The 20233-nt window shown below is 44.1% G+C and carries 22 protein-coding genes; 17 read left to right on the plus strand and 5 right to left on the minus strand.

All coding sequences use genetic code 11. The annotated features are described in order from the left end of the window. Positions 1-68: 68 nt before the first annotated feature. From rlmB to rplI, 4 genes are all read left to right on the plus strand, one after another. On the plus strand, positions 69-806 hold the full coding sequence (rlmB, locus tag OCU36_RS01380; protein WP_261838714.1) for a 23S rRNA (guanosine(2251)-2'-O)-methyltransferase RlmB: 738 nt from the start codon (positions 69-71) through the stop codon (positions 804-806). Between the two features lie 359 nt (positions 807-1165). Next, the gene (gene rpsF, locus OCU36_RS01385; protein ID WP_004735855.1) at positions 1166-1579 is read left to right on the plus strand and encodes a 30S ribosomal protein S6; all 414 of its coding nucleotides are present in this window, start codon (positions 1166-1168) and stop codon (positions 1577-1579) included. A 131-nt stretch (positions 1580-1710) separates the two neighbouring features. Then, complete coding sequence (gene rpsR, locus OCU36_RS01390; protein WP_000090472.1) at positions 1711-1938, plus strand: 30S ribosomal protein S18; 228 nt, start codon at positions 1711-1713, stop codon at positions 1936-1938. Between the two features lie 38 nt (positions 1939-1976). After that, the gene (gene rplI, locus OCU36_RS01395; RefSeq protein WP_010434182.1) at positions 1977-2429 is read left to right on the plus strand and encodes a 50S ribosomal protein L9; all 453 of its coding nucleotides are present in this window, start codon (positions 1977-1979) and stop codon (positions 2427-2429) included. 145 nt (positions 2430-2574) lie between these two features. On the opposite strand, the gene OCU36_RS01400 is transcribed toward rplI, so the two are convergent. Then, on the minus strand, positions 2575-3435 hold the full coding sequence (locus OCU36_RS01400; RefSeq protein ID WP_372041217.1) for a DUF481 domain-containing protein: 861 nt from the start codon (positions 3433-3435) through the stop codon (positions 2575-2577). Between the two features lie 175 nt (positions 3436-3610). On the opposite strand from OCU36_RS01400, the gene OCU36_RS01405 reads away from it, so the two are divergent. Both OCU36_RS01405 and alr read left to right on the plus strand, forming a co-directional pair. Beyond that, positions 3611-5002, plus strand: coding sequence for a replicative DNA helicase (locus OCU36_RS01405; RefSeq protein WP_261838715.1), 1392 nt, complete (start codon positions 3611-3613; stop codon positions 5000-5002). A gap of 6 nt (positions 5003-5008) precedes the next feature. Further along, entirely contained in the window at positions 5009-6094 is a 1086-nt protein-coding gene (gene alr, locus OCU36_RS01410) for an alanine racemase (protein WP_261838716.1), read from the plus strand. A gap of 167 nt (positions 6095-6261) precedes the next feature. Here alr and OCU36_RS01415 read toward each other — a convergent pair whose 3' ends face one another. Then, positions 6262-6687: a secondary thiamine-phosphate synthase enzyme YjbQ gene (locus OCU36_RS01415; protein ID WP_261838717.1), complete on the minus strand. Its 426-nt coding sequence runs from the start codon at positions 6685-6687 to the stop codon at positions 6262-6264. 326 nt (positions 6688-7013) lie between these two features. On the opposite strand from OCU36_RS01415, the gene pgi reads away from it, so the two are divergent. Further along, entirely contained in the window at positions 7014-8666 is a 1653-nt protein-coding gene (pgi, locus tag OCU36_RS01420) for a glucose-6-phosphate isomerase (protein WP_261838718.1), read from the plus strand. Positions 8667-8831: 165 nt separating this feature from the next. Here pgi and OCU36_RS01425 read toward each other — a convergent pair whose 3' ends face one another. Then, entirely contained in the window at positions 8832-9293 is a 462-nt protein-coding gene (locus tag OCU36_RS01425; RefSeq protein ID WP_261838719.1) for a chemotaxis protein CheX, read from the minus strand. Between the two features lie 17 nt (positions 9294-9310). Further along, positions 9311-9757 (minus strand): zinc uptake transcriptional repressor Zur, encoded by a 447-nt coding sequence (gene zur / locus OCU36_RS01430; RefSeq protein WP_261838720.1) that lies wholly within the window; start codon positions 9755-9757, stop codon positions 9311-9313. Between the two features lie 226 nt (positions 9758-9983). On the opposite strand from zur, the gene OCU36_RS01435 reads away from it, so the two are divergent. The 3 genes from OCU36_RS01435 (at position 9984) to OCU36_RS01445 (ending at position 12095) form a co-directional block, all read left to right on the plus strand. Beyond that, positions 9984-10187 (plus strand): hypothetical protein, encoded by a 204-nt coding sequence (locus OCU36_RS01435; protein WP_315972666.1) that lies wholly within the window; start codon positions 9984-9986, stop codon positions 10185-10187. Continuing rightward, the gene (locus tag OCU36_RS01440; RefSeq protein ID WP_261838722.1) at positions 10187-10348 is read left to right on the plus strand and encodes a hypothetical protein; all 162 of its coding nucleotides are present in this window, start codon (positions 10187-10189) and stop codon (positions 10346-10348) included. Before OCU36_RS01435 ends, OCU36_RS01440 begins: the two co-directional genes overlap by 1 nt. Before the next feature lie 187 nt (positions 10349-10535). Continuing rightward, a complete protein-coding gene (locus OCU36_RS01445) occupies positions 10536-12095 on the plus strand; it encodes a HEPN domain-containing protein (RefSeq protein WP_261838723.1) in 1560 nt (519 codons plus the stop codon). Between the two features lie 56 nt (positions 12096-12151). Here the strand turns inward: OCU36_RS01445 and OCU36_RS01450 are convergent, their stop codons facing one another. Then, on the minus strand, positions 12152-12457 hold the full coding sequence (locus tag OCU36_RS01450) for a tyrosine-type recombinase/integrase (protein ID WP_261839668.1): 306 nt from the start codon (positions 12455-12457) through the stop codon (positions 12152-12154). A gap of 166 nt (positions 12458-12623) precedes the next feature. Between OCU36_RS01450 and dusA the strand changes: the two genes are divergently transcribed. The 7 genes from dusA (at position 12624) to OCU36_RS01485 (ending at position 19784) form a co-directional block, all read left to right on the plus strand. After that, positions 12624-13625 carry a tRNA dihydrouridine(20/20a) synthase DusA gene (dusA, locus tag OCU36_RS01455; RefSeq protein ID WP_261838724.1) on the plus strand — a complete coding sequence of 334 codons (1002 nt, stop codon included), beginning with the start codon at positions 12624-12626 and terminating at the stop codon, positions 13623-13625. Positions 13626-13845: 220 nt separating this feature from the next. After that, the gene (pspG, locus tag OCU36_RS01460) at positions 13846-14067 is read left to right on the plus strand and encodes an envelope stress response protein PspG (RefSeq protein ID WP_261838725.1); all 222 of its coding nucleotides are present in this window, start codon (positions 13846-13848) and stop codon (positions 14065-14067) included. A 135-nt stretch (positions 14068-14202) separates the two neighbouring features. After that, complete coding sequence (locus OCU36_RS01465; RefSeq protein ID WP_261838726.1) at positions 14203-14874, plus strand: TIGR04219 family outer membrane beta-barrel protein; 672 nt, start codon at positions 14203-14205, stop codon at positions 14872-14874. 194 nt (positions 14875-15068) lie between these two features. Further along, positions 15069-15299: a hypothetical protein gene (locus OCU36_RS01470; RefSeq protein ID WP_261838727.1), complete on the plus strand. Its 231-nt coding sequence runs from the start codon at positions 15069-15071 to the stop codon at positions 15297-15299. Between the two features lie 123 nt (positions 15300-15422). Then, complete coding sequence (locus OCU36_RS01475) at positions 15423-17288, plus strand: assimilatory sulfite reductase (NADPH) flavoprotein subunit (RefSeq protein WP_261838728.1); 1866 nt, start codon at positions 15423-15425, stop codon at positions 17286-17288. Further along, positions 17288-19015 carry an assimilatory sulfite reductase (NADPH) hemoprotein subunit gene (gene cysI / locus OCU36_RS01480; RefSeq protein WP_261838729.1) on the plus strand — a complete coding sequence of 576 codons (1728 nt, stop codon included), beginning with the start codon at positions 17288-17290 and terminating at the stop codon, positions 19013-19015. Before OCU36_RS01475 ends, cysI begins: the two co-directional genes overlap by 1 nt. Beyond that, on the plus strand, positions 19008-19784 hold the full coding sequence (locus OCU36_RS01485; protein ID WP_261838730.1) for a phosphoadenylyl-sulfate reductase: 777 nt from the start codon (positions 19008-19010) through the stop codon (positions 19782-19784). The genes cysI and OCU36_RS01485 overlap by 8 nt, the downstream gene beginning before the upstream one ends. Positions 19785-20233: the final 449 nt, after the last annotated feature.

Consider the following 20233-nt stretch of genomic DNA (forward strand, 5'->3'; position numbering starts at 1 on the left):
ACAACACAGAGAGGGATGCATCGGCATTGATGTCATTCTTCTCTGGGCAATAAGAGTAAGTTGAGACAATGAGTAACGAATTTATTTACGGTATTCACGCGGTGAAAGCCGTACTAGAAAAAGATCCAGCACGTTTTATCGAAGCGTATGTACTGAAAGGTCGTCAAGACGATCGTCTTCTACCATTATTGAATCAATTGCAGCAATTTGGTGTGTCGATTCAACAAATGGGCCGTAAGCCGCTGGATGAAAAAGCACAAGGTGCCAATCATCAAGGTATTATCGCTAAAGTGAAGCCTGCGAAGCAGCTTAACGAAACGCATCTCGACGATATATTAGCGCAACACGAACAGCCTTTGCTGTTGGTTCTAGACGGCGTAACAGACCCTCACAACCTAGGTGCTTGCCTACGCAACGCAGATGCCGCAGGTGTGGCTGCGGTTATCGTACCGAAAGACCGCTCTTCGCCGTTAACCGCAACGGTCAGTAAGGTCGCGTGTGGTGCTGCTGAAACGGTTCCTCTTGTACGTGTAACCAACCTAGCTCGCACAATGCGTGCACTGCAAGAGCAGGGCGTATGGTTTGTGGGTACGGCAGGTGAAGCCACCCATGATATCTACCAAGCGAAGCTAACCGGTCCTCTGGCGATTGTGATGGGGGCTGAAGGTGACGGTATGCGTCGTCTAACGCGTGAGACTTGTGATGACCTGATCAAGATCCCAATGGCTGGTAGTGTGTCAAGCTTGAATGTTTCTGTAGCATCAGGTATTTGCTTATTCGAAGCCGTAAGACAGCGTTTAGCTTAATTTCGTTAGGCTCAGAAATATTAACGCTTGCTTCTGAATGATTCGACTTAGTCACGTTTCGTTTCGTGATGCTGTCTACACAAGATGTTGAAGAGATGTAAGTTATTGAATCTATTAACGCTCACAGCATGCTGGTGGGCGTTTCTTTTTGGGCAGCTTTAGTAAAACGTGTTGGTTTATTAGATGGCTAGATGGCGGCAGGAAAACTGTTTCATTATTAGCCAAATACCACTTGCCAATACCGGGTTCTTTCTATAATATTTGCCGTCCTTAAAACTCGGTCATTTTTCTTTAGTTCCTTGCTTCCCTTGGACGACCGAGCCTTTCGTGGAAGCTAATAATCCGTAAGGAGCAACCAAATGCGTCATTATGAAATCGTATTCATGGTTCACCCTGATCAAAGCGAGCAAGTTGCTGGCATGATCGAGCGTTACACTGGTTCAATCACTGAAGCTGGTGGTACTATCCACCGTCTAGAAGACTGGGGCCGCCGTCAAATGGCTTACCCAATCAACAAACTTCACAAAGCTCACTACGTTCTTATGAACGTTGAAGCTGGCCAAGAAGTGATGGACGAGCTAGAAACTGCTTTCCGTTTTAACGATGCAGTTCTACGTAACATGATCATGCGCACTAAAGGCGCGGTGACTGAGCAATCTATCATGCTTAAGCAAAAAGAAGAGCGTGCAGAGCGTGCTCCTCGTCGTGATGACCGTGAAGAACGTGCACCACGTCGTGAAGAAGAAGCTAAGCCAGAAGCTGCTGCTGAGTAATTCTTTTTTGGCCGTTAGGTCATTAAATATTATTCAACTCGTTTAGGTATTTTCACTACAAGCATTTGCTTACGCTTATTTTTAAGCCAGTGTGAATACCGCATTATTAAATTTAGATCAGGAGATAGCCCATGGCTCGTTTCTTCCGTCGTCGTAAATTCTGCCGTTTTACTGCAGAAGGCGTACAAGAGATTGACTACAAAGACGTAGCAACTCTAAAAAACTACATCACTGAAGCTGGTAAAATTGTACCTAGCCGTATCACTGGTACAAGTGCTAAATACCAACGTCAGCTAGCTCGCGCTATCAAGCGTTCTCGTTACCTAGCACTACTGCCGTACACTGATAAACATCAGTAATCGGTAATAGTTAACAATAGTTTAAGAGGACTAAGATAATGCAAGTTATTCTACTTGATAAGATCGGTAACCTAGGTGGCCTTGGCGACCAAGTAAACGTTAAATCTGGTTACGCTCGTAACTTCCTTATCCCACAGGGTAAAGCAGTTATGGCAACTAAAGACAACGTTGCTATGTTCGAAACTCGTCGTGCTGAATTAGAAGCTAAAGTTGCTGAGCAACTAGCGGCTGCTGAAGCTCGTGCAGAGAGCGTTAACACTCTAGAAGGCGTTACAATCGCTTCTAAAGCTGGTGACGAAGGTAAACTATTCGGTTCTATCGGTACTCGTGACATCGCTGACGCTATTACAGCGGCAGGTGTTGCAGTAGCTAAGAGCGAAGTACGCCTACCTGAAGGCGCTCTACGTAACATCGGCGAATTCGAAGTAAGCATCCAACTTCACTCTGAAGTTTTTGCTACTGCGAAAATCGCTATCGTTGCAGCTGAGTAATTTCAGTACTAAGACGAATTCTTTCTTTTGAAAGTTTTAAACACCAGCTTCGGCTGGTGTTTTTTTATGTCTAAAAAGTTGGAAAAATAAGCAAGCATTGAAAACCCACATAGGCTCTAAACTCAGATTGACGGTCACGCTGTCATTAGAATTGGAAGAGTAGATTAACAGACAGCACGGAGTCTTGTTTGCTTAATCCGTTCGGCACTTTGTCATGGTATAGACGCGAGTGAGCAATCTTTAGCGCAATGTTTTCAGTAATATCGTTGATCGCTTCTAACTCGGTATCAAGCTTTCGATTGCTATGACCAGAGACTAATGTCATCTCCACTTTGAACTGCAAGTTCTTCAACACATGCCATGATGCATTCATATTGCCCCGAAAAATCGCTTCTTCAACAATCTCAGGAAAAATAATGTCATCGTCGTCTATCTCATCGAGGTTGGGGACTTGATAGCGAAAACCTGGCCCCAGTTCGACTTCCAACACAAATTTATCGGTATTAGAAAACTGATAACCCAACCCACTCGAAACGGTATAATCCTTAAAGTAGGCGCTATAACGTGACTCGACACCTTTGAAGCTGCCGTAGAGATAGGTTTTTGGGCTTAACTTATAGTCACTCTGAGCGGAGTAGGTTGATTGCCTTTTGTCTTCTTCACCATCTTTATAGAGATTGTAGTATTTCCATTCAGCGCTGGTTCTGTGACGACCCGTCGTATATTCACCATTTAGACGCGCATTCAGTGAGCGAGAGTCTGAATTACCCGTATGCGACTGATATCCAAATTCGATTTCAGTCTTTAGCGGGTTGGGCAATTCAATATCTGCCGGTGCGCTCGCCATCTCTTTGTTTTCAGAGGTGGAGGCAACGACAGTAGGCTCAACTTCGACGGGGGGTAATGTTATAGAGTCGAGGATGGCATCAACAGAGGCTTTAGCATCTTCAGCTAACGCCAAAGGAGAGCTAAGGAGACCAATGCTCAGAGCCAATAACTTGGACACGCGTACCTCGATTATACAGTGAATGAATGGGTGAATCGTAATGCTACCCTTGGTGATTTCCGTCAGCAATAAGTAAATTATTCCTGAAGAATAAAACAAACGCTTAGGATCGGATTACAAATGGATGTTCTTGAGTATAATGAACGATCATTATTAGTTATTGAGTGTAGTCATAGTGGATACCAAAAGTCAGAAATCAGCCAACGCTCAGGTGGATGCCATCAAGGTCCCGCCACATTCATTAGAAGCTGAGCAATCTGTTATTGGCGGTTTGTTATTGGATAACGAACGCTGGGATACAGTTGCCGAAAAGGTCGTGGCCAAAGACTTTTATAGTCGTCCTCACCGTCTGATCTTTGAAGCGGCAAAAGACATCCTTGAAGACAGCTCTCCTCTGGATCTCATTACACTCTCTGAGCATTTAGAGTTGCGAGAGCAATTAGAGGAAGTCGGTGGCTTTGCCTACCTTGCCGATCTCGCGAAAAACACACCCAGTGCGGCCAACATCAATGCGTATGCAGATATCGTGGCACAGCGTGCACTTGTGCGCAGCCTGATTGGAGTGGCGAATGAAATAGCAGATTCAGGTTACGATCCTCAAGGTCGTACATCGGAAGAGTTGGTTGACTTGGCTGAAAGTAAAGTTTTCGCGATTGCCGAAGGCCGAGCGAGTGAAAATGAAGGGCCACAAAACGTTGATAGCATTCTAGAGAAGACGCTAGAACGTATCGAGATTCTGTACAAAACCCCACAAGATGGTGTGACCGGTGTTGATACTGGCTTTAATGATCTCAACAAGAAGACAGCAGGCCTACAGGGTTCTGACTTAATCATTGTTGCTGCGCGTCCATCGATGGGTAAAACCACGTTTGCGATGAACTTGTGTGAAAATGCGGCGATGAAACAAGACAAGCCTGTGTTGATTTTCTCGCTAGAGATGCCAGCCGAACAGTTGATGATGCGTATGTTGGCCTCACTTTCTCGCGTAGACCAAACCAAGATTCGTACCGGTCAGTTAGACGATGAAGATTGGGCTCGTATCTCATCGAGTATGGGTATTCTGATGGATAAGAAGAATATGTATATCGATGACAGCTCGGGCTTAACACCAACAGAGGTGCGCTCGCGTGCTCGACGTATCGCTCGTGAGCATGATGGTCTCTCGATGATCATGATAGATTACCTTCAGTTAATGCGTGTCCCTTCGCTATCGGATAACCGTACTCTAGAAATTGCGGAAATTTCGCGCTCGCTCAAAGCACTCGCAAAAGAACTGAACGTTCCGGTTGTGGCACTTTCTCAGCTTAACCGTTCCCTAGAGCAACGTGCTGATAAGCGCCCAGTCAACTCGGATTTGCGTGAATCAGGTTCGATTGAGCAAGATGCCGATTTGATCATGTTCATCTATCGCGATGAGGTTTATAACCCAGACAGTTCACTAAAAGGCATCGCTGAGATTATCCTTGGTAAGCAACGTAACGGTCCTATTGGTTCGGTTCGTTTGACATTCCAAGGGCAACACTCCCGATTTGATAATTATGCAGGTCCTGCATTTGATGATGAGTAATCGTTCATGACTTACATGAAAGCGGCAACGGCGAGCATTGACTTAAACGCGCTCGAACATAACCTGAACCAGATAAAGTTGAAGGCTCCTCAGTGCAAGGTCATGTCGGTTGTGAAAGCCAACGGCTACGGACACGGCTTACTGCATATCGCCAAGCATTCAAAAAGCTCTGATGCTTTTGGTGTGGCGCGTATTGAAGAAGCACTGCAACTTCGTGCTGGTGGCATTGTTAAACCTATTTTGTTACTGGAAGGGTTTTACTCTTCGTGCGATTTGCCAATCTTGGTGACCAATAACATCCAAACTGTGGTGCACTGTGAAGAGCAATTAAGCGCACTAGAGAATGCGGATTTGGAAACACCCGTTGTGGTATGGCTAAAAGTCGACAGTGGTATGCACCGATTAGGTGTTCGCCCTGAGCAATATCAGAACTTTGTTGAGCGTTTGCATCAATGTGCGAATGTTGCCAAACCTCTGCGTTACATGAGCCACTTCGGTTGTGCGGATGAACTGGATAGATCCACCACCGTTGAACAGACAGCGCTTTTCTTGTCTCTTACCGAAGGTTGTGAAGGGGAGCGTTCACTGGCTGCCTCTGCGGGTTTACTCGCTTGGCCAGACAGTCACCTTGATTGGGTTCGACCGGGAATCATCTCTTACGGTGTCTCTCCGTTTGTGGATAAATCAGCGCAAGCGCTAGGTTTTCTACCTGTGATGACCCTGACCTCACACCTGATTGCCGTTCGTGATGTAAAAGCCGGTGAAAGTGTCGGTTATGGCGCTAACTGGACCAGTGAGCGTGATACCAAGGTTGGTGTTATCGCGATTGGTTACGGAGATGGCTACCCTCGCACTGCGCCTAACGGCACGCCAGTGTTCGTTAACGGTCGAAAAGTACCGATCGCAGGACGAGTATCAATGGACATGCTAACGGTCGATCTCGGCCCTGATGCGGCCGATAAAGTCGGTGATGAAGCGACATTATGGGGTAAAGATTTACCTTCAGAAGAAGTGGCTGAACATATCGGCACTATCGCTTACGAGTTAGTCACTAAACTGACTTCACGTGTTGCGATGGAATATGTGAAGTAATGGCTTAACCAAAACTCGACAATACAAAAATCTGCTTTTATAAAACAGTGCATCAAAACGAAACGCTCTACTTTTTAGGGTGGCACAGAACCGTGTCACCCTTTTTGATGGGTTCCTTGCTTGCGATGTATGGCTGTTGAATGTCGAACCTATCGATAGCAGACGGACTAAAACGACTCACCTTGAATGGTCGCAATCACCGTACGGCTGCCACCACAATCGCGATGCTCACCTAAGTAAATGCCTTGCCATGTTCCTAAAGCTAAACGACCGTTCGTTATCGGTATTGTCACACTGGTGCCAAGTGTCGATGCTTTAATGTGGGCGGGCATGTCATCATCGCCTTCATCGATGTGTCTGTAGTAGGGGGCTCGCTCGGGAGCAAACTGATTGAAGTGCGACTCCATATCGGTACGGACTGTCGGATCGGCATTCTCATTGAGGGTAAGACTGGCCGAGGTATGTTGAATAAAGAGATGTAGTAAACCAACAGATAGACCATTGATATCGTTTACCTGTTGTTCAATTTCATCAGTAATGAGATGAAATCCCCGCTTTCGTGGGTTTAGGTATATCGTTTTCTGCAGCCACATACGCCATCCTCTATAATGTATTTGGAAAAAAAGTGGTTTAAGGCTATCTTTTTAACTTGAATTTATCCGGTTTCGCTCGCATCTAACTATGTTAGAGGGGTTTCCATCGCTGATCTTTCTATCAGGAAATCGAATCCTGATTTATCTCAAGGTACAGCTCTTCATATGCGGCATAATACGTCGTGAAAAAAAATTACAAAGAATCTTTCAGTGATGACGCGGTTTGGTCATCATAGAAAAATATAAACTTTCGCCTAATCGGGGGTTCTATTCATCACCTCGGTGACGTTTAGAATAAAACCTACAGTAACATCGGGATAGATACCATGTTGAAAAATATCAACCCAACGCAAACACAAGCGTGGAAAGCTCTAACGGCACATTTTGAGTCTGCTCAAGATATGGATATGAAAGAGCTGTTTGCTCAAGATGCAAAGCGTTTCGAGAGTTTTTCTGCTCGTTTCGGTTCAGACATCTTAGTCGATTACTCTAAGAACCTTATCGACGCTGAAACGATGCAGCACCTATTTGCTCTTGCGAACGAGACTGAAGTTAAGTCAGCAATCGAAGCAATGTTCGGCGGTGATGCAATCAACAAGACTGAAGGTCGTTCAGTTCTTCACACGGCTCTACGTAACCGTAGCGACAAGCCAGTAATGGTGGATGGCAAAGACGTAATGCCAGCCGTGAACGCAGTACTCGCAAAAATGGAACTGTTCACACACCGCATCGTTTCTGGTGAGTGGAAAGGTTACACAGGAAAAGCGATCACGGATGTTGTGAACATCGGCATCGGCGGTTCGGACCTTGGTCCATACATGGTGACTGAAGCACTCACGCCATACAAAACGCGCCTAAACATGCACTTCGTTTCGAACGTAGACGGCACTCACGTCGTTGAGACGCTTAAGCCTCTCAACCCAGAAACAACGCTATTCTTAGTGGCATCAAAAACATTCACGACTCAAGAAACAATGACTAACGCGCACTCTGCACGTGATTGGTTCTTGGCGGAAGCGGGTGATAACGCTCATGTTGCTAAGCACTTCGCAGCACTATCAACCAACGCAACAGCGGTCGCTGAGTTTGGTATTGATACTGACAACATGTTCGAATTCTGGGACTGGGTTGGTGGTCGTTACTCACTATGGTCTGCAATCGGTCTTTCTATCTCACTATCTGTTGGCTTCGATAACTTCGTTGAGCTACTAGAAGGTGCTCACGAGATGGATAACCACTTTGCTTCAACTGAGTTTGAAAGCAATATTCCAGTAATCCTTGCGCTTATCGGTATTTGGTACAACAACTTCCACGGCGCAGAGTCAGAAGCAATTCTACCTTACGATCAATACATGCACCGTTTTGCGGCTTACTTCCAGCAAGGCAACATGGAATCGAACGGTAAATTTGTGGATCGTGACGGCAACCCAGTAGAGTACCAAACAGGTCCTATCATCTGGGGTGAACCTGGTACAAACGGCCAGCACGCTTTCTACCAACTGATTCACCAAGGCACTAAGCTGATCCCATCAGACTTCATCGCGCCGGCTATCAGCCACAACCCAGCCTCTGATCACCACCAGAAGCTAATGTCTAACTTCTTTGCTCAAACGGAAGCTCTCGCTTTCGGTAAGACAAAAGAGACAGTAGAAGCTGAATTTCTAGCTGCGGGCAAAACAGCTGAAGAAGTGGCTGAGCTAGTACCTTTCAAAGTCTTTGAAGGTAACCGCCCAACGAACTCAATTCTTGTTAAGCAAATTACCCCTCGCGCTTTAGGTAACTTAATCGCGATGTACGAGCACAAGATCTTCGTTCAAGGTGTTATCTGGAACATCTTCAGCTTCGACCAATGGGGTGTAGAACTTGGTAAGCAACTGGCGAACCAAATTCTTCCAGAGCTGGCTGACGATGCGCAAGTAACGTCTCACGACAGCTCAACGAACGGTCTCATCAACGCATTTAAAGCACTTAAAGCTTAATTGAGTTAATAGCACCAAAAAAACGCCAACCTTCGGGTTGGCGTTTTTGTCTCTGTCGATCAAGCAAAGGCCACATCGCAGCCAATAAAAAAGGCTGACATATGGACGTCAGCCTTCTCAATTCTGAGTGGTTGTTTCGATAGCGATATATTTTAGCCGATGACTTTATTCGAAACAGATCTCGATGAAAGCATTGCCCCATTGAGAGGTGAACGGCATGATGATGATAGCCCCTTCACACTTGTGACGAATAGTATGGCCTTTACCAGAAACAACAATCGGGGTCGCCATATCGAAATCGAACCCGCTTTCAGCAAGAATGCGCTTGGCACCGCCAGTCACCATGTTGGTAATTTCACCCACCATATCGGTCACTTCTTCGTTTAAGCCATTTGGTCGCTCGCCTAGCATGTTTTCCATGATCTCTAGGGCAAGGCTCTCATCAAAAGTGATCGACATCGAGCCTCTAGACTGTGTTCCAACCATACCAATCAGGCCAGAAACATCACCACGAGCGATTTCATCTTTCTTAACTCTCGGTTTTTGTGGCTTTAACTCTAAGGAAGCCATCGTTTTTAGTACATTCATTAAAGAAGCTAAAAACGGGTTTACAAATTCAGCGCGCATAATGTTCTTCTATAATCTTATTCTTTCATATCAGAGGAGCAAGTTTGGCAAATGCCATGAGACTCAATAACGTGATTCGTTAATTGAAAACCGTGCTTCTCGGCGTTTTTAGCGAGTTGCTTGATAAGAGCATCGTCTTGTAGCTCTATGACTGTGCCACACTTATCGCAAATTAAGAGCTGCGAAAAATGTTGCTTCGCATTACATGAACAGCAACATATAAAGCTATTGGTTGACTCAACTCGATGAATGAAGCCTTGTTCCAACAAAAAATCTAAAGCGCGATAAACGGTAGGAGGTTTAGCTTGCGGTTCACTGACTTTCAATTGCTCTAACAATTCATAAGCACTAGAGGCTTTCCTATTAGAGAAAATGAGTTCAAACACTCGTTTTCTCTGAGGTGTTAGCCTAACTCCTCGCGATGTACATATCCCTTCAACTTGCTCTATTAATGTGTGGTCCAAATTTTTTCACCATTCAATTGGATATCCCCAATATAACACGATTTCTAGGGTGCTTCTTTTTAGGAGCCATTGATTTTTATTAAAGTCAGGTACAGGGCATATTGTGACCTACGACTTCGAATAAGACAAGTTAACTCAAAAGAACGGTGGGACTCAAGACATAACTGATTAATGAACCTTAACTATAGCCATTATGAATGTGTGGAAAAATGATGGCGTGGTGTGTATGTGGCTAAAGGTTGACCTTGACCCACCATCCACTAAAAAGGGTTTAGCGTTACTTGGCGCGGGAGCGGCTTTGGTCGCTGGTCACCCTGAACTTATCACCGCTAGCGTATCGGCAGACGGTGTTCAATTCGGTGGCATTATTGGCGCAAGTGCTCCAATAGTATTTGGCCTATGGGAAACCCTACGCAACGAGTTCAAGTAATGGCAGAGTATCAAACATTAATAATCGCAGTTGCTAGCGCTTTATCTAGTGGAGTTGGTGTAGGTATAACCTTGAAAACGGATGTTAAGTGGATGCGCTTAATGATGGAAAAGATGGATGATCGTTTAACTCGACTTGAAAGCAAAAGCCCTAATTTGTAGGGCTTTTTTGATTAAATGAGTTTTGTTCTGACTTCTTCAGTTATAACTTTTGGTAATGAGAATCGACTCATCTAATAGGTATATTCAACTGATTGATTTGCACTGTCTCACGCGCCCAGTTTATGTATATGTACTTTTTTGCGAGTGTTCTTCATAGTGGCTAGTTGGGACATGATAGGAATTCAGAATGTTTAATATTTTTAACAAGTTAAGACAGTTGCTTGGTGTGCATTGCCTAGAGTATGCGTTGAACCAGACTAACCTTGAAACTATTCAGAGTGCTGATGGAGTCGTATTTAATGCAAATGAGATTGCGGTTCTTGAATTACTCAACCAGAAAATAAAAGAAATACGAGTCGCTTTGATTCAAAAGGACTCTTATGAAGACCAATACCTTACTCTTTTAAGTGAAATGGAGGCTGGTGGTAAGCCTATTTTCCACCTTTGTCGAGCCTTATGTGGTGGTGAGCCACTTCTTCGTACCTCTGAAACAGATGAGCTTCTTAATTATTGTTTCCAGATAGCGAGTAGAGAATATCCAACACTTCTTATGAAGCAGAGTGGATTGATGGCAAAGCAATACAATTACAATCAAAAATACCCAATGGACTTTGAAGGGTTTGAAGCTTTGATAAAAAGAGACAAGATATCTGACTTGTTAAATAGAGAAGCTGGCTTGATGAGTGCGATCAAGTTTGTGACTGATGATGGTATCAGTCACTACACTCAAACTGTTCAATTGTTAGAGAACATCATCACAATTTCATTTCAAAACTGCACCTTTAGAGGGTGTTTTACTTATGACGACTTAACTCGTGAGATTGAAAAACAAGTTTTGTTCCTGCGACACATTGTGAACAACGAAGAAGCTGACTATTCAAGTTTCATTGGTATTGTTGGTTTAAATTTAGGGGATCTTGGCGAACTGAGACTTGAAGATATAGTCGTTAGGCAGTTTGACGACAGAAATAGTCCTAATAAAATTGCCCAAATGGCAATGCATAACAGAAGCCAAAATGGTGAAGTAACTTCATTTGGTTGTATTGGAGAAATTAATCATCGAACAAGATTGACTGGAGATGTTAAAGATTACTCTAGCTCCAATTCCAGAAAGACTAATGAATATGTCAATAAAATCGAGAATGCATTTAGTTTAGCGTTGATTTTTACAACATTTGAACCAAAAGGCTTTAAGTATGTATTTTCGACTATGGGTTTATGTACATCGTCCGCGGGAAACTTTTCTTACACTTCAGACAATAAACCTCATGGGATGCTGTCTATTGAAGAGGGGCATCTTGATAAATTAGAAATGTGGTATCAGTTATTAAAAAATACTGATTTAAAAACGGTGGAACTACCGTTGCGTAAGCTGTCCCAAGCCGTTTTTGAAAGAAAGAATTCTACTGATTCGTTTATCGATGCTATTACTGCTTTAGAAGGAATGTTTGGTGCTCAGGGGGAGACTCTTTTCAAGGTATCAACAAGTGTTTCTAGGTTTTTGTATGATTCTTTTGAGGAACGTACAAAATCGAAAAGGTCGATTAATACCCTCTATAAATTAAGAAGCAAATTGGTACATGGTGCAAATGACTCCGTACCTTCGCACGAAGTAATTGAAGAAAGCACAAACCAAATTTTAGAGTTGTGTTTTCATGCTATGTCGAAGCTTCTACAAGACGAGAAGCTATTGGCACTACAGCCCCATGAGAGGATTAACCTAATAGTTTACGGCGAAGACTACTAATCAGGCTATTTTGAATAGCTAGAGCTCTCTAAGAAATGTTTTTAAAGGGTCATTACTCAAGTTTTGTTATGCAATTTATGCGGAAACAGCTGAGTGTAAACTTGCCATAAAATATTTAAATTTCTATGACCTGTTACCTGGGCTACTTCTTCAATGGAGTAGCCTTTTTCAAATAAACGACTTGCCCCTTCTCTCCGTAAATCGTGGTACCTCAAGTCCTCAATACCTAATTCGTTTCTCACTCTTTGGAATCCCGCACTAACACTGCGTGAGTTGTATGAAAAAATAAGTTCCTCTTTGTTCCTGAATGTTTTTGATTCCCTGTGTATAATCGGCCCATTATTTTTGACTACAATGTCCACTGTGAAGCGTGATTCACCGCTTTTTAGTGTTCTTTTTTTAATGCTAAATGATGCCATTCGTCCTACTTTATCGCTACGCACTATATGTGTACCGAAAGGGTGAGTTAGGGGCATTCTAGCCAGTCGCTGTATATCGATGCAGTGTATAGATTTTGAGTAACACCTTATGAAACCTGACAATACTAGTAAATATGCGGCTAACCGCTTATCCGTTGCACCCATGTTGGATTGGACCGACCGCCACTGTCGTTACTTTCACCGTTTGCTTTCTCAGCAGACTCTTCTGTACACGGAAATGGTAACAACGGGCGCGATCTTACATGGTAAGGGTGACTTTCTAGAGTATAGCGAGCAAGAACATCCTCTTGCCCTTCAACTTGGCGGTTCAAACCCCGTTGATCTTGCTGCTTGTGCCAAACTGGCCGGTGAGCGTGGTTATGATGAAGTCAACCTTAACGTAGGTTGCCCTTCCGACCGAGTTCAAAATGGTCGCTTTGGTGCTTGCTTAATGGCCGAGCCGGAGCTGGTGGCAGATTGTGTCTCGGCGATGAAAGAAGCCACGGATATTCCAATCACGGTGAAAACGCGCATTGGTATCGATGATCAAGACTCTTATGAGTTTCTCACTCAGTTTATTTCAACGGTTTCTGAAAAGGGCGGTTGTGAGCAATTTACTATCCATGCGCGTAAAGCGTGGTTGAGTGGTCTTAGCCCGAAAGAGAATCGAGAGATCCCACCGCTAGATTACGATCGCGCATACCAAATCAAGAAAGATTTCTCTGATCTTGTGATTGCCGTGAATGGTGGTATTACGACTCTTGAGCAAACGAAAGAGCACTTGCAACATCTTGATGGTGTGATGATTGGTCGTGAGGCTTACCATAGCCCATTCATCTTGGCAGAAGTCGATCAGCAGATCTTTGGTTTAGACACGCCAATTAAGAAGCGCTCACAGGTTGTCGAAGAGATGTATCCGTACATTGAACGTGAACTTTCAAATGGCGCTAGTTTAGGCCACATTTCTCGTCATATGCTTGGTTTGTTCCAAAGCATGCCGGGAGCACGACAATGGCGTCGCTATATCAGTGAAAATGCACATAAGAAAGGCGCAGGCATCGAAGTGATACAAACGGCATTGGCGAAGATCCCTAAAGAGCTAAATGTATAACCTCTTTCAAGGTTAAGAGCCTAAGCTGAAAACGGGAGGTTAAATTCGCCATTAGCGGTTAAATTTACCCTTGTGAGTTTAAGGAAAGCCATGCATGAAGATGTGTGGCTTTTTTATTTGATTGATAAATAAGGTTTTTGTTGGTGCTGTTAACTTGGTATGGAAGCTGCAATGTTAGACAGTAGGCGAGCTCGGTCATTAACTCATTAGGGAGACCATTATGTTTGAATTAATCTTTGTGGTTATTTTCGTCGCAACTTTACTTGTCACGGGGATCACATTCGTGACGATATTGGCTGCAACCGGAGTGGCGTTCGCGGTTCTGCTGGTCTTAGGGATGATGGGGGTTGTGTTTAAGTTGCTGCCTTGGTTGATTGTGATTGCAATCGGTGTGTGGTTTTTCAAAAACGTTGTATATCGGTCTCATCCAAGACGTTATTAAGGTCAGTGGGTCGTCAAATCTTTGGTCGTCAGAGGTTTATCGTTTTAGTATTTTAGATGTGTGGTAGAATTTTCCCCAATAATCTATGAATGTGCATACAATGCGCACAACGATATGGAATTGGAGCTATCTCAAATGAATAAAATGCCATTAATTGCTTTAGTGGGAATGCTATCTTTAAGTTCGGCTGTGTCTGCTGAAGACGGTTTTTCTTACACGGCGAAAGCTGGTGCCGATATGTGGTTGGGAAGTACAAAGCTAAACGAAGTGAAACAAAGTGAGGATGCGAACTCACCTTCGGTGTATTTCGCATTTGAGCATAATCTTCCAATGTTACCGAATGCGAGTTTTCGTTATACCTCTGTGGATACTAAAGCGTTGGCTTTCGATAAATACGACTACACGCTCTACTACACCTTGTTAGATCATAAGTTGATGGACTTTGACGCCGGTGTGACGTTTACCCAATACGCGAACTCGAATTACATTGAACCTAAGCCTACTGGTGCGAAAACGGCAACGTTTGATGAGATGACTTGGAGCTTCTACGGTAACGCAGAGATCAATGTTCCTGATACGCAATTCGATATCATTGGTATGATGGAGTTTGGTAATAGCGGCGGGATCAAGAGTACGGATTTGATGGCTGGGGTTCAGTACCGTCTTCCAATCGCAGAGACTGAATTGGCATTTCGTGGTGGCTACCGTGTGATTGACCTTGATTCGGAAGAGTTTTTCTCTTCAGATTTAGGCAAGCAGTTTGTGATGGTTAATGGCTGGTTTATGGGTGCTGAAGTACGCTTTTAAGGCTATTTTAAAAACGCATCTGGAACAGATTTTAAGAACGCCGCTCGATTGAGTGGCGTTTTTTTATACCTATTGATTATATCTTTCTGGAATGAGTTAGCACATTCATCACTTTCGACCAACTTTATGCAGAGCTCTGATTAGCGTCTATCCTTATAAGGTCTATGTTGTGAGGTCAAAGCAAGGGATGAAATATGACACTCAATGAATTACGAAATTTGTATCGAGAAAACCTGTTAGTTGAAGCGGTTATTGAACCCTCAATTCAAGAGGGGGCGTGGGTTGTCGAGTTTCGCCATATGGGGGGCGGCTTCGTTTTGCTTACCGATGCTCACGGCGAAGAGTGCCACTACGCTGACCTAGATTTAGCATCGAAATCGGCAATGGCGGTTGGTTTTCAGCAAGTACGTATTGAGAATCAGTAGGCCAATTGATCGTTCAATCGCTTTTATCTTCCAAAAAGTTATAAAACATACTTTTCTATTCTTTCTTGTTATTAAAGTGAGTGGTTAATCTATCGTCACGCAATGATTAGGGATGTCGTGACCATGTCTTTATATAAGAAAGAGTCTTCACAAAATAATAATGCACCGGCTGGGGCAAGTGAGTTACCTGGGCTGGCAGCACCACTCAATGACCAACAATTGGGTCATCTTCAACAAACGGTTTCTGAGTTATCTTCACAACAACTGGCTTGGGTCAGTGGTTACCTTTGGGGGGTAAGCCAAGCTCAGCCTGTCGGTGCAGCAGCACCAATCGCTCAAGCGGCCGCGGCTGTCGCGGCGAAACCTGCGGGCAAGCTCAGTATTATCTTTGCTTCTCAAACGGGTAACGCTAAAGGTGTTGCTGAATCGCTTGAGGCGGAAGCGAAAGCTTTAGGCATTGCTGTCGAGCTTTTTGATGCCAGTGATTATAAAGGTAAGAACCTAGCCAAAGAGACTCACGTGATTTTTGTGGCTTCCACCAATGGTGAGGGCGAAGCTCCTGATAATGCCATTGAGTTACATGAATTCCTGCAATCGAAGAAAGCGCCAAAATTATCAAATCTGCAATACGGAGTGATCGGTTTAGGTGACTCTAGTTACGAGTTTTTCTGCCAAACGGCGAAAGACTTCGATAACTTCCTCGCTAAGCTCGGTGCAAAATCGTTTATTGATCGTCTTGATTGTGATGTTGATTACGAAGCATCAGCAACGGAATGGCGCGCGAAAGCATTAGAGCAAGTCAAAGAAACGCTATCGACAGGTGCCGAAGCAGATATCGTTCAGTTACCTGTAGGTCAAGCGGCTGCCGGTCATTCGCAATACACCAAACAAAATCCATATACAGCGACACTATTGACGAGTCAAAAGATCACGGGGCGTGACTCGGGTAAAGATGTACGTCATATCGAGATCGATCTTGCCGGATCAGGGATAACCTACCAACCCGGTGATGCATTAGGCGTGTGGTTTGAAAACAGTTCAGAACTCGCCAATCAGATCCTGTCTAAGGTTGGGTTGTCTGGCATTGAAAGTGTTGATGTCGATGGCCAAAACTTATCTCTTCATAGTGCCCTAATCAGTCATTTTGAGATCACGTCATCAAACCCTCAACTAGTGGCTAAGTTTGCTGAGCTTTCAGGCAGCAAAAAGTTAACTAAGCTGTTGGAAGATAAAGACAAGCTTCGTGAATATGCAAGCAACACTCAAATTGTCGATGTGCTGGCTGAAAAGAAAACCAAGCTATCGGCTGATGAGTTAATTAGCCTGTTACGTAAGCTGACTCCGCGCCTCTACTCAATTGCATCAAGCCAAGCCGAAGTGGATGAAGAAGTTCATTTAACGGTTGGTCTGGTTGAATACCAAAAAGGCGAAGAGTCTCGTTTGGGCGGCGCTTCAAGTTTCTTAGCACAACGCCTTGAAGAAGGTGGTGAAGTGAAGGTGTTTGTTGAGAACAACAATAACTTCAAACTGCCGCAAGATGATAATACTCCCATCATTATGATTGGTCCGGGTACTGGTATCGCACCTTTCCGCAGTTTTGTGCAAGAGCGTGAAAACAATGATGCTCAAGGCAAAAGCTGGTTGTTCTTTGGTGACCGTACCTTTACTCAAGATTTCTTATACCAAGTTGAGTGGCAGAAGTTTCTTAAATCAGGTGCGTTAACTAAGCTCGATGTGGCCTTTAGCCGAGATCAAAAAGAAAAGGTCTATGTTCAAGATCGCTTAATTGAACAAGCTGATCAGGTTTGGCAATGGCTTCAAGAGGGCGCGTACCTTTATGTGTGCGGTGATGCGACTCGAATGGCAAAAGATGTTCATGAAGCACTCGTCACTATTGCAGAAAAACATGGCAATCAGAGCCGCGAGCAAGCTGAGCAATATATTAATGATTTACGTAAAGCGAAACGTTACCAAAGGGATGTGTACTAATGAGTAAGCAAGTAATAGAGCAAGAAGTGCTAGGTCAAGTACTTGGACCTTTGGCTGACAATGAGCGTCTTAAGCGTGAAAGTAATTATTTGCGCGGAACAATTGAACAAGATCTCCAAAATAGAATAACGGGTGGTTTTACTGCGGATAATTTTCAACTGATCCGTTTCCACGGTATGTATCAACAAGATGACCGTGATATTCGTAACGAGCGTGCAAAGCAAAAACTAGAACCTTTGCATAATGTGATGCTACGTGCGCGCATGCCCGGTGGCATTATTACGCCTAAGCAGTGGTTGGCGATTGATAAGTTCGCCGATGAGCATACCTCTTATGGTTCTATTCGTCTCACAACCCGTCAAACGTTTCAGTTCCACGGTGTGTTGAAGCCGAACATTAAGTTAATGCACCAAACGTTGAATAACATTGGTATTGATTCAATCGCGACGGCGGGGGATGTAAACCGAAATGTTTTGTGTACCACAAACCCGGTTGAGTCCGAGCTCCACCAAGAAGCGTATGAGTGGGCCAAAAAGATCAGTGAACACCTATTACCTAAAACTCGTGCTTACGCAGAGATCTGGTTAGATGGTGAAAAGCTAGCAACAACGGATGAAGAACCTATCTTAGGCAGTAATTACCTACCGCGTAAGTTCAAGACAACGGTCGTAATTCCTCCGCAAAATGACGTCGACGTTCATGCTAACGATCTTAACTTCGTTGCCATAGCTGAAGACGGAAAGCTGGTGGGCTTTAACGTGTTAGTGGGTGGTGGTCTTGCCATGACACACGGTGATACCTCAACTTATGCTCGTAGAGCGGATGATTTTGGTTTTGTGCCATTAGAGAAAACACTTGATGTGGCAGCAGCCGTTGTGACGACGCAGCGTGATTGGGGTAACCGTTCAAACCGTAAGAATGCCAAAACGAAATACACGCTAGATCGTGTCGGTATTGAGGTCTTTAAAGCGGAAGTCGAGAAACGTGCAGGCGTTGAGTTCTCGGAAAGTCGTCCTTATGAGTTTACTGGTCGTGGTGACCGCATTGGTTGGGCGGAAGGTATTGATGGTAAGCACCACTTAGCACTGTTCATTGAGAATGGTCGTTTACTTGATTTTCCAGGTAAAGCTCTGAAAACCGGTGTTGCTGAGATTGCTAAGATCCATAAAGGCGATTTCCGGATGACCGCTAATCAGAATCTGATTGTTGCTGGAGTCCCTACGAATCAGAAATCTAACATCGAGAAAATCGCTCGTGAGTATGGCTTAATGGACGATAGCGTTTCTGAGCAGCGTAAAAACTCGATGGCGTGTGTGGCATTTCCAACGTGTCCTTTAGCAATGGCAGAAGCCGAACGTTTTCTTCCAGGGTTCGTGACCGATGTTGAAGACATTCTGAAAAAGCATGGATTACCTGAAGATGACAACATTATTCTCCGTGTCACGGGGTGTCCGAACGGTTGTGGTCGTGCAATGCTGGCGGAGATCGGCTTAATCGGTAAAGCTCCGGGGCGATACAACATGCACTTAGGTGGCAATAAGGCCGGAACTCGTATTCCTAAGATGTATAAAGAGAACATCACATCGGCTCAGATCTTAGAAGAGATAGATTCGCTGGTGGGACGCTGGTCTACAGAGCGTAACGACAATGAAGGATTCGGCGATTTTACAATTCGAGCTGGGATCATCGAAGAGGTGATCATTTCAAAGAGGGATCTGCATGCCTAATTCTGTCGCTTCAAAATTAAAGTTAGCAGAGCTACTCACATTAACGAAGACGGAGCAGATACTTCGTCTTGGGCAAATTAACGCTGAGTTAGAACAGCTAACGGCATCAGAAAGGGTCAAGTGGGCTCTAGATCATTTAGAAGGCGTCCATGTAGTGTCTTCCAGTTTTGGGATCCAAGCGGCGTTGATGCTGCATTTAGTGACTCAAGCTAAACCGGACATTCCTGTTATCCTGACGGATACGGGCTATCTATTTCCAGAGACCTATCGTTTTATCGACGAATTAAGTCAGAAGCTGACTCTAAACCTTCAAGTCTTTCGCGCACAACAGAGTCCTAATTGGCAAGAAGCGCAATATGGGAAATTGTGGGAGCAAGGTCTAGAAGGGATAGAGAAGTACAACAAGCTTAATAAAGTTGAACCAATGCGAAGAGCGCTGGATGAGCTCGAAGCTGGTACATGGTTTTCTGGGTTAAGAAGAGAGCAATCTCAATCGCGTGCAAACCTGCCGATCTTATCGATTCAAAATGGTGTGTTTAAATTTTTGCCAGTCATCGATTGGACGAATAAAGACGTACACTATTACTTAGAAGAGCACGGTCTAAGTTACCACCCTCTTCGTGAGCAGGGTTACCTTTCGGTGGGAGATACACACACCACTAAGAAATGGGAGCCGGGTATGACGGAAGAGGAAACACGTTTTAATGGCTTAAAACGTGAATGTGGTCTTCATGAAGACGATGGAGAGCAATATGGGTCTGGAATTTAGATTCATTACTCTTTAAAAAGCTGCTGATGGCAGCTTTTTTGCTTTCTAGAGCGTTGAAATAAAGCAATTGTGGATAAGTCTGTGGTTATTTTGTAGGTACTTTGTGGTTAAACTTACACAAATAAGGCTTTGGTTGTTTATTCGGCATGTAGTCGTTATTTTTACATTTTTCTTCAATAAACGCTTGCCAAAGAGATGAACATCTCTATAATGCCGCCTCACTGACACGGCAGACGCCACAAGGCTTCTGCGAAGAATGTTAGTAAGGCAACTAGCTTTAAGCGATGATTCGCTTCTACTTTAGAAAGTAGAAATTAATTCAAAATAAGTGTTTGACACTGAGAATTAAATCGCTAGAATGGCCGCCTCTTCCATAGTGATGTGAGTCACAATGAAGAGAAGCTCTTTAACAATTTAAACCTATCAATCTGTGTGGGCACTCGTTGATG

The sequence above is a fragment of the Vibrio artabrorum genome (genome assembly GCF_024347295.1).
Taxonomy (GTDB): Bacteria; Pseudomonadota; Gammaproteobacteria; order Enterobacterales; family Vibrionaceae; genus Vibrio; species Vibrio artabrorum.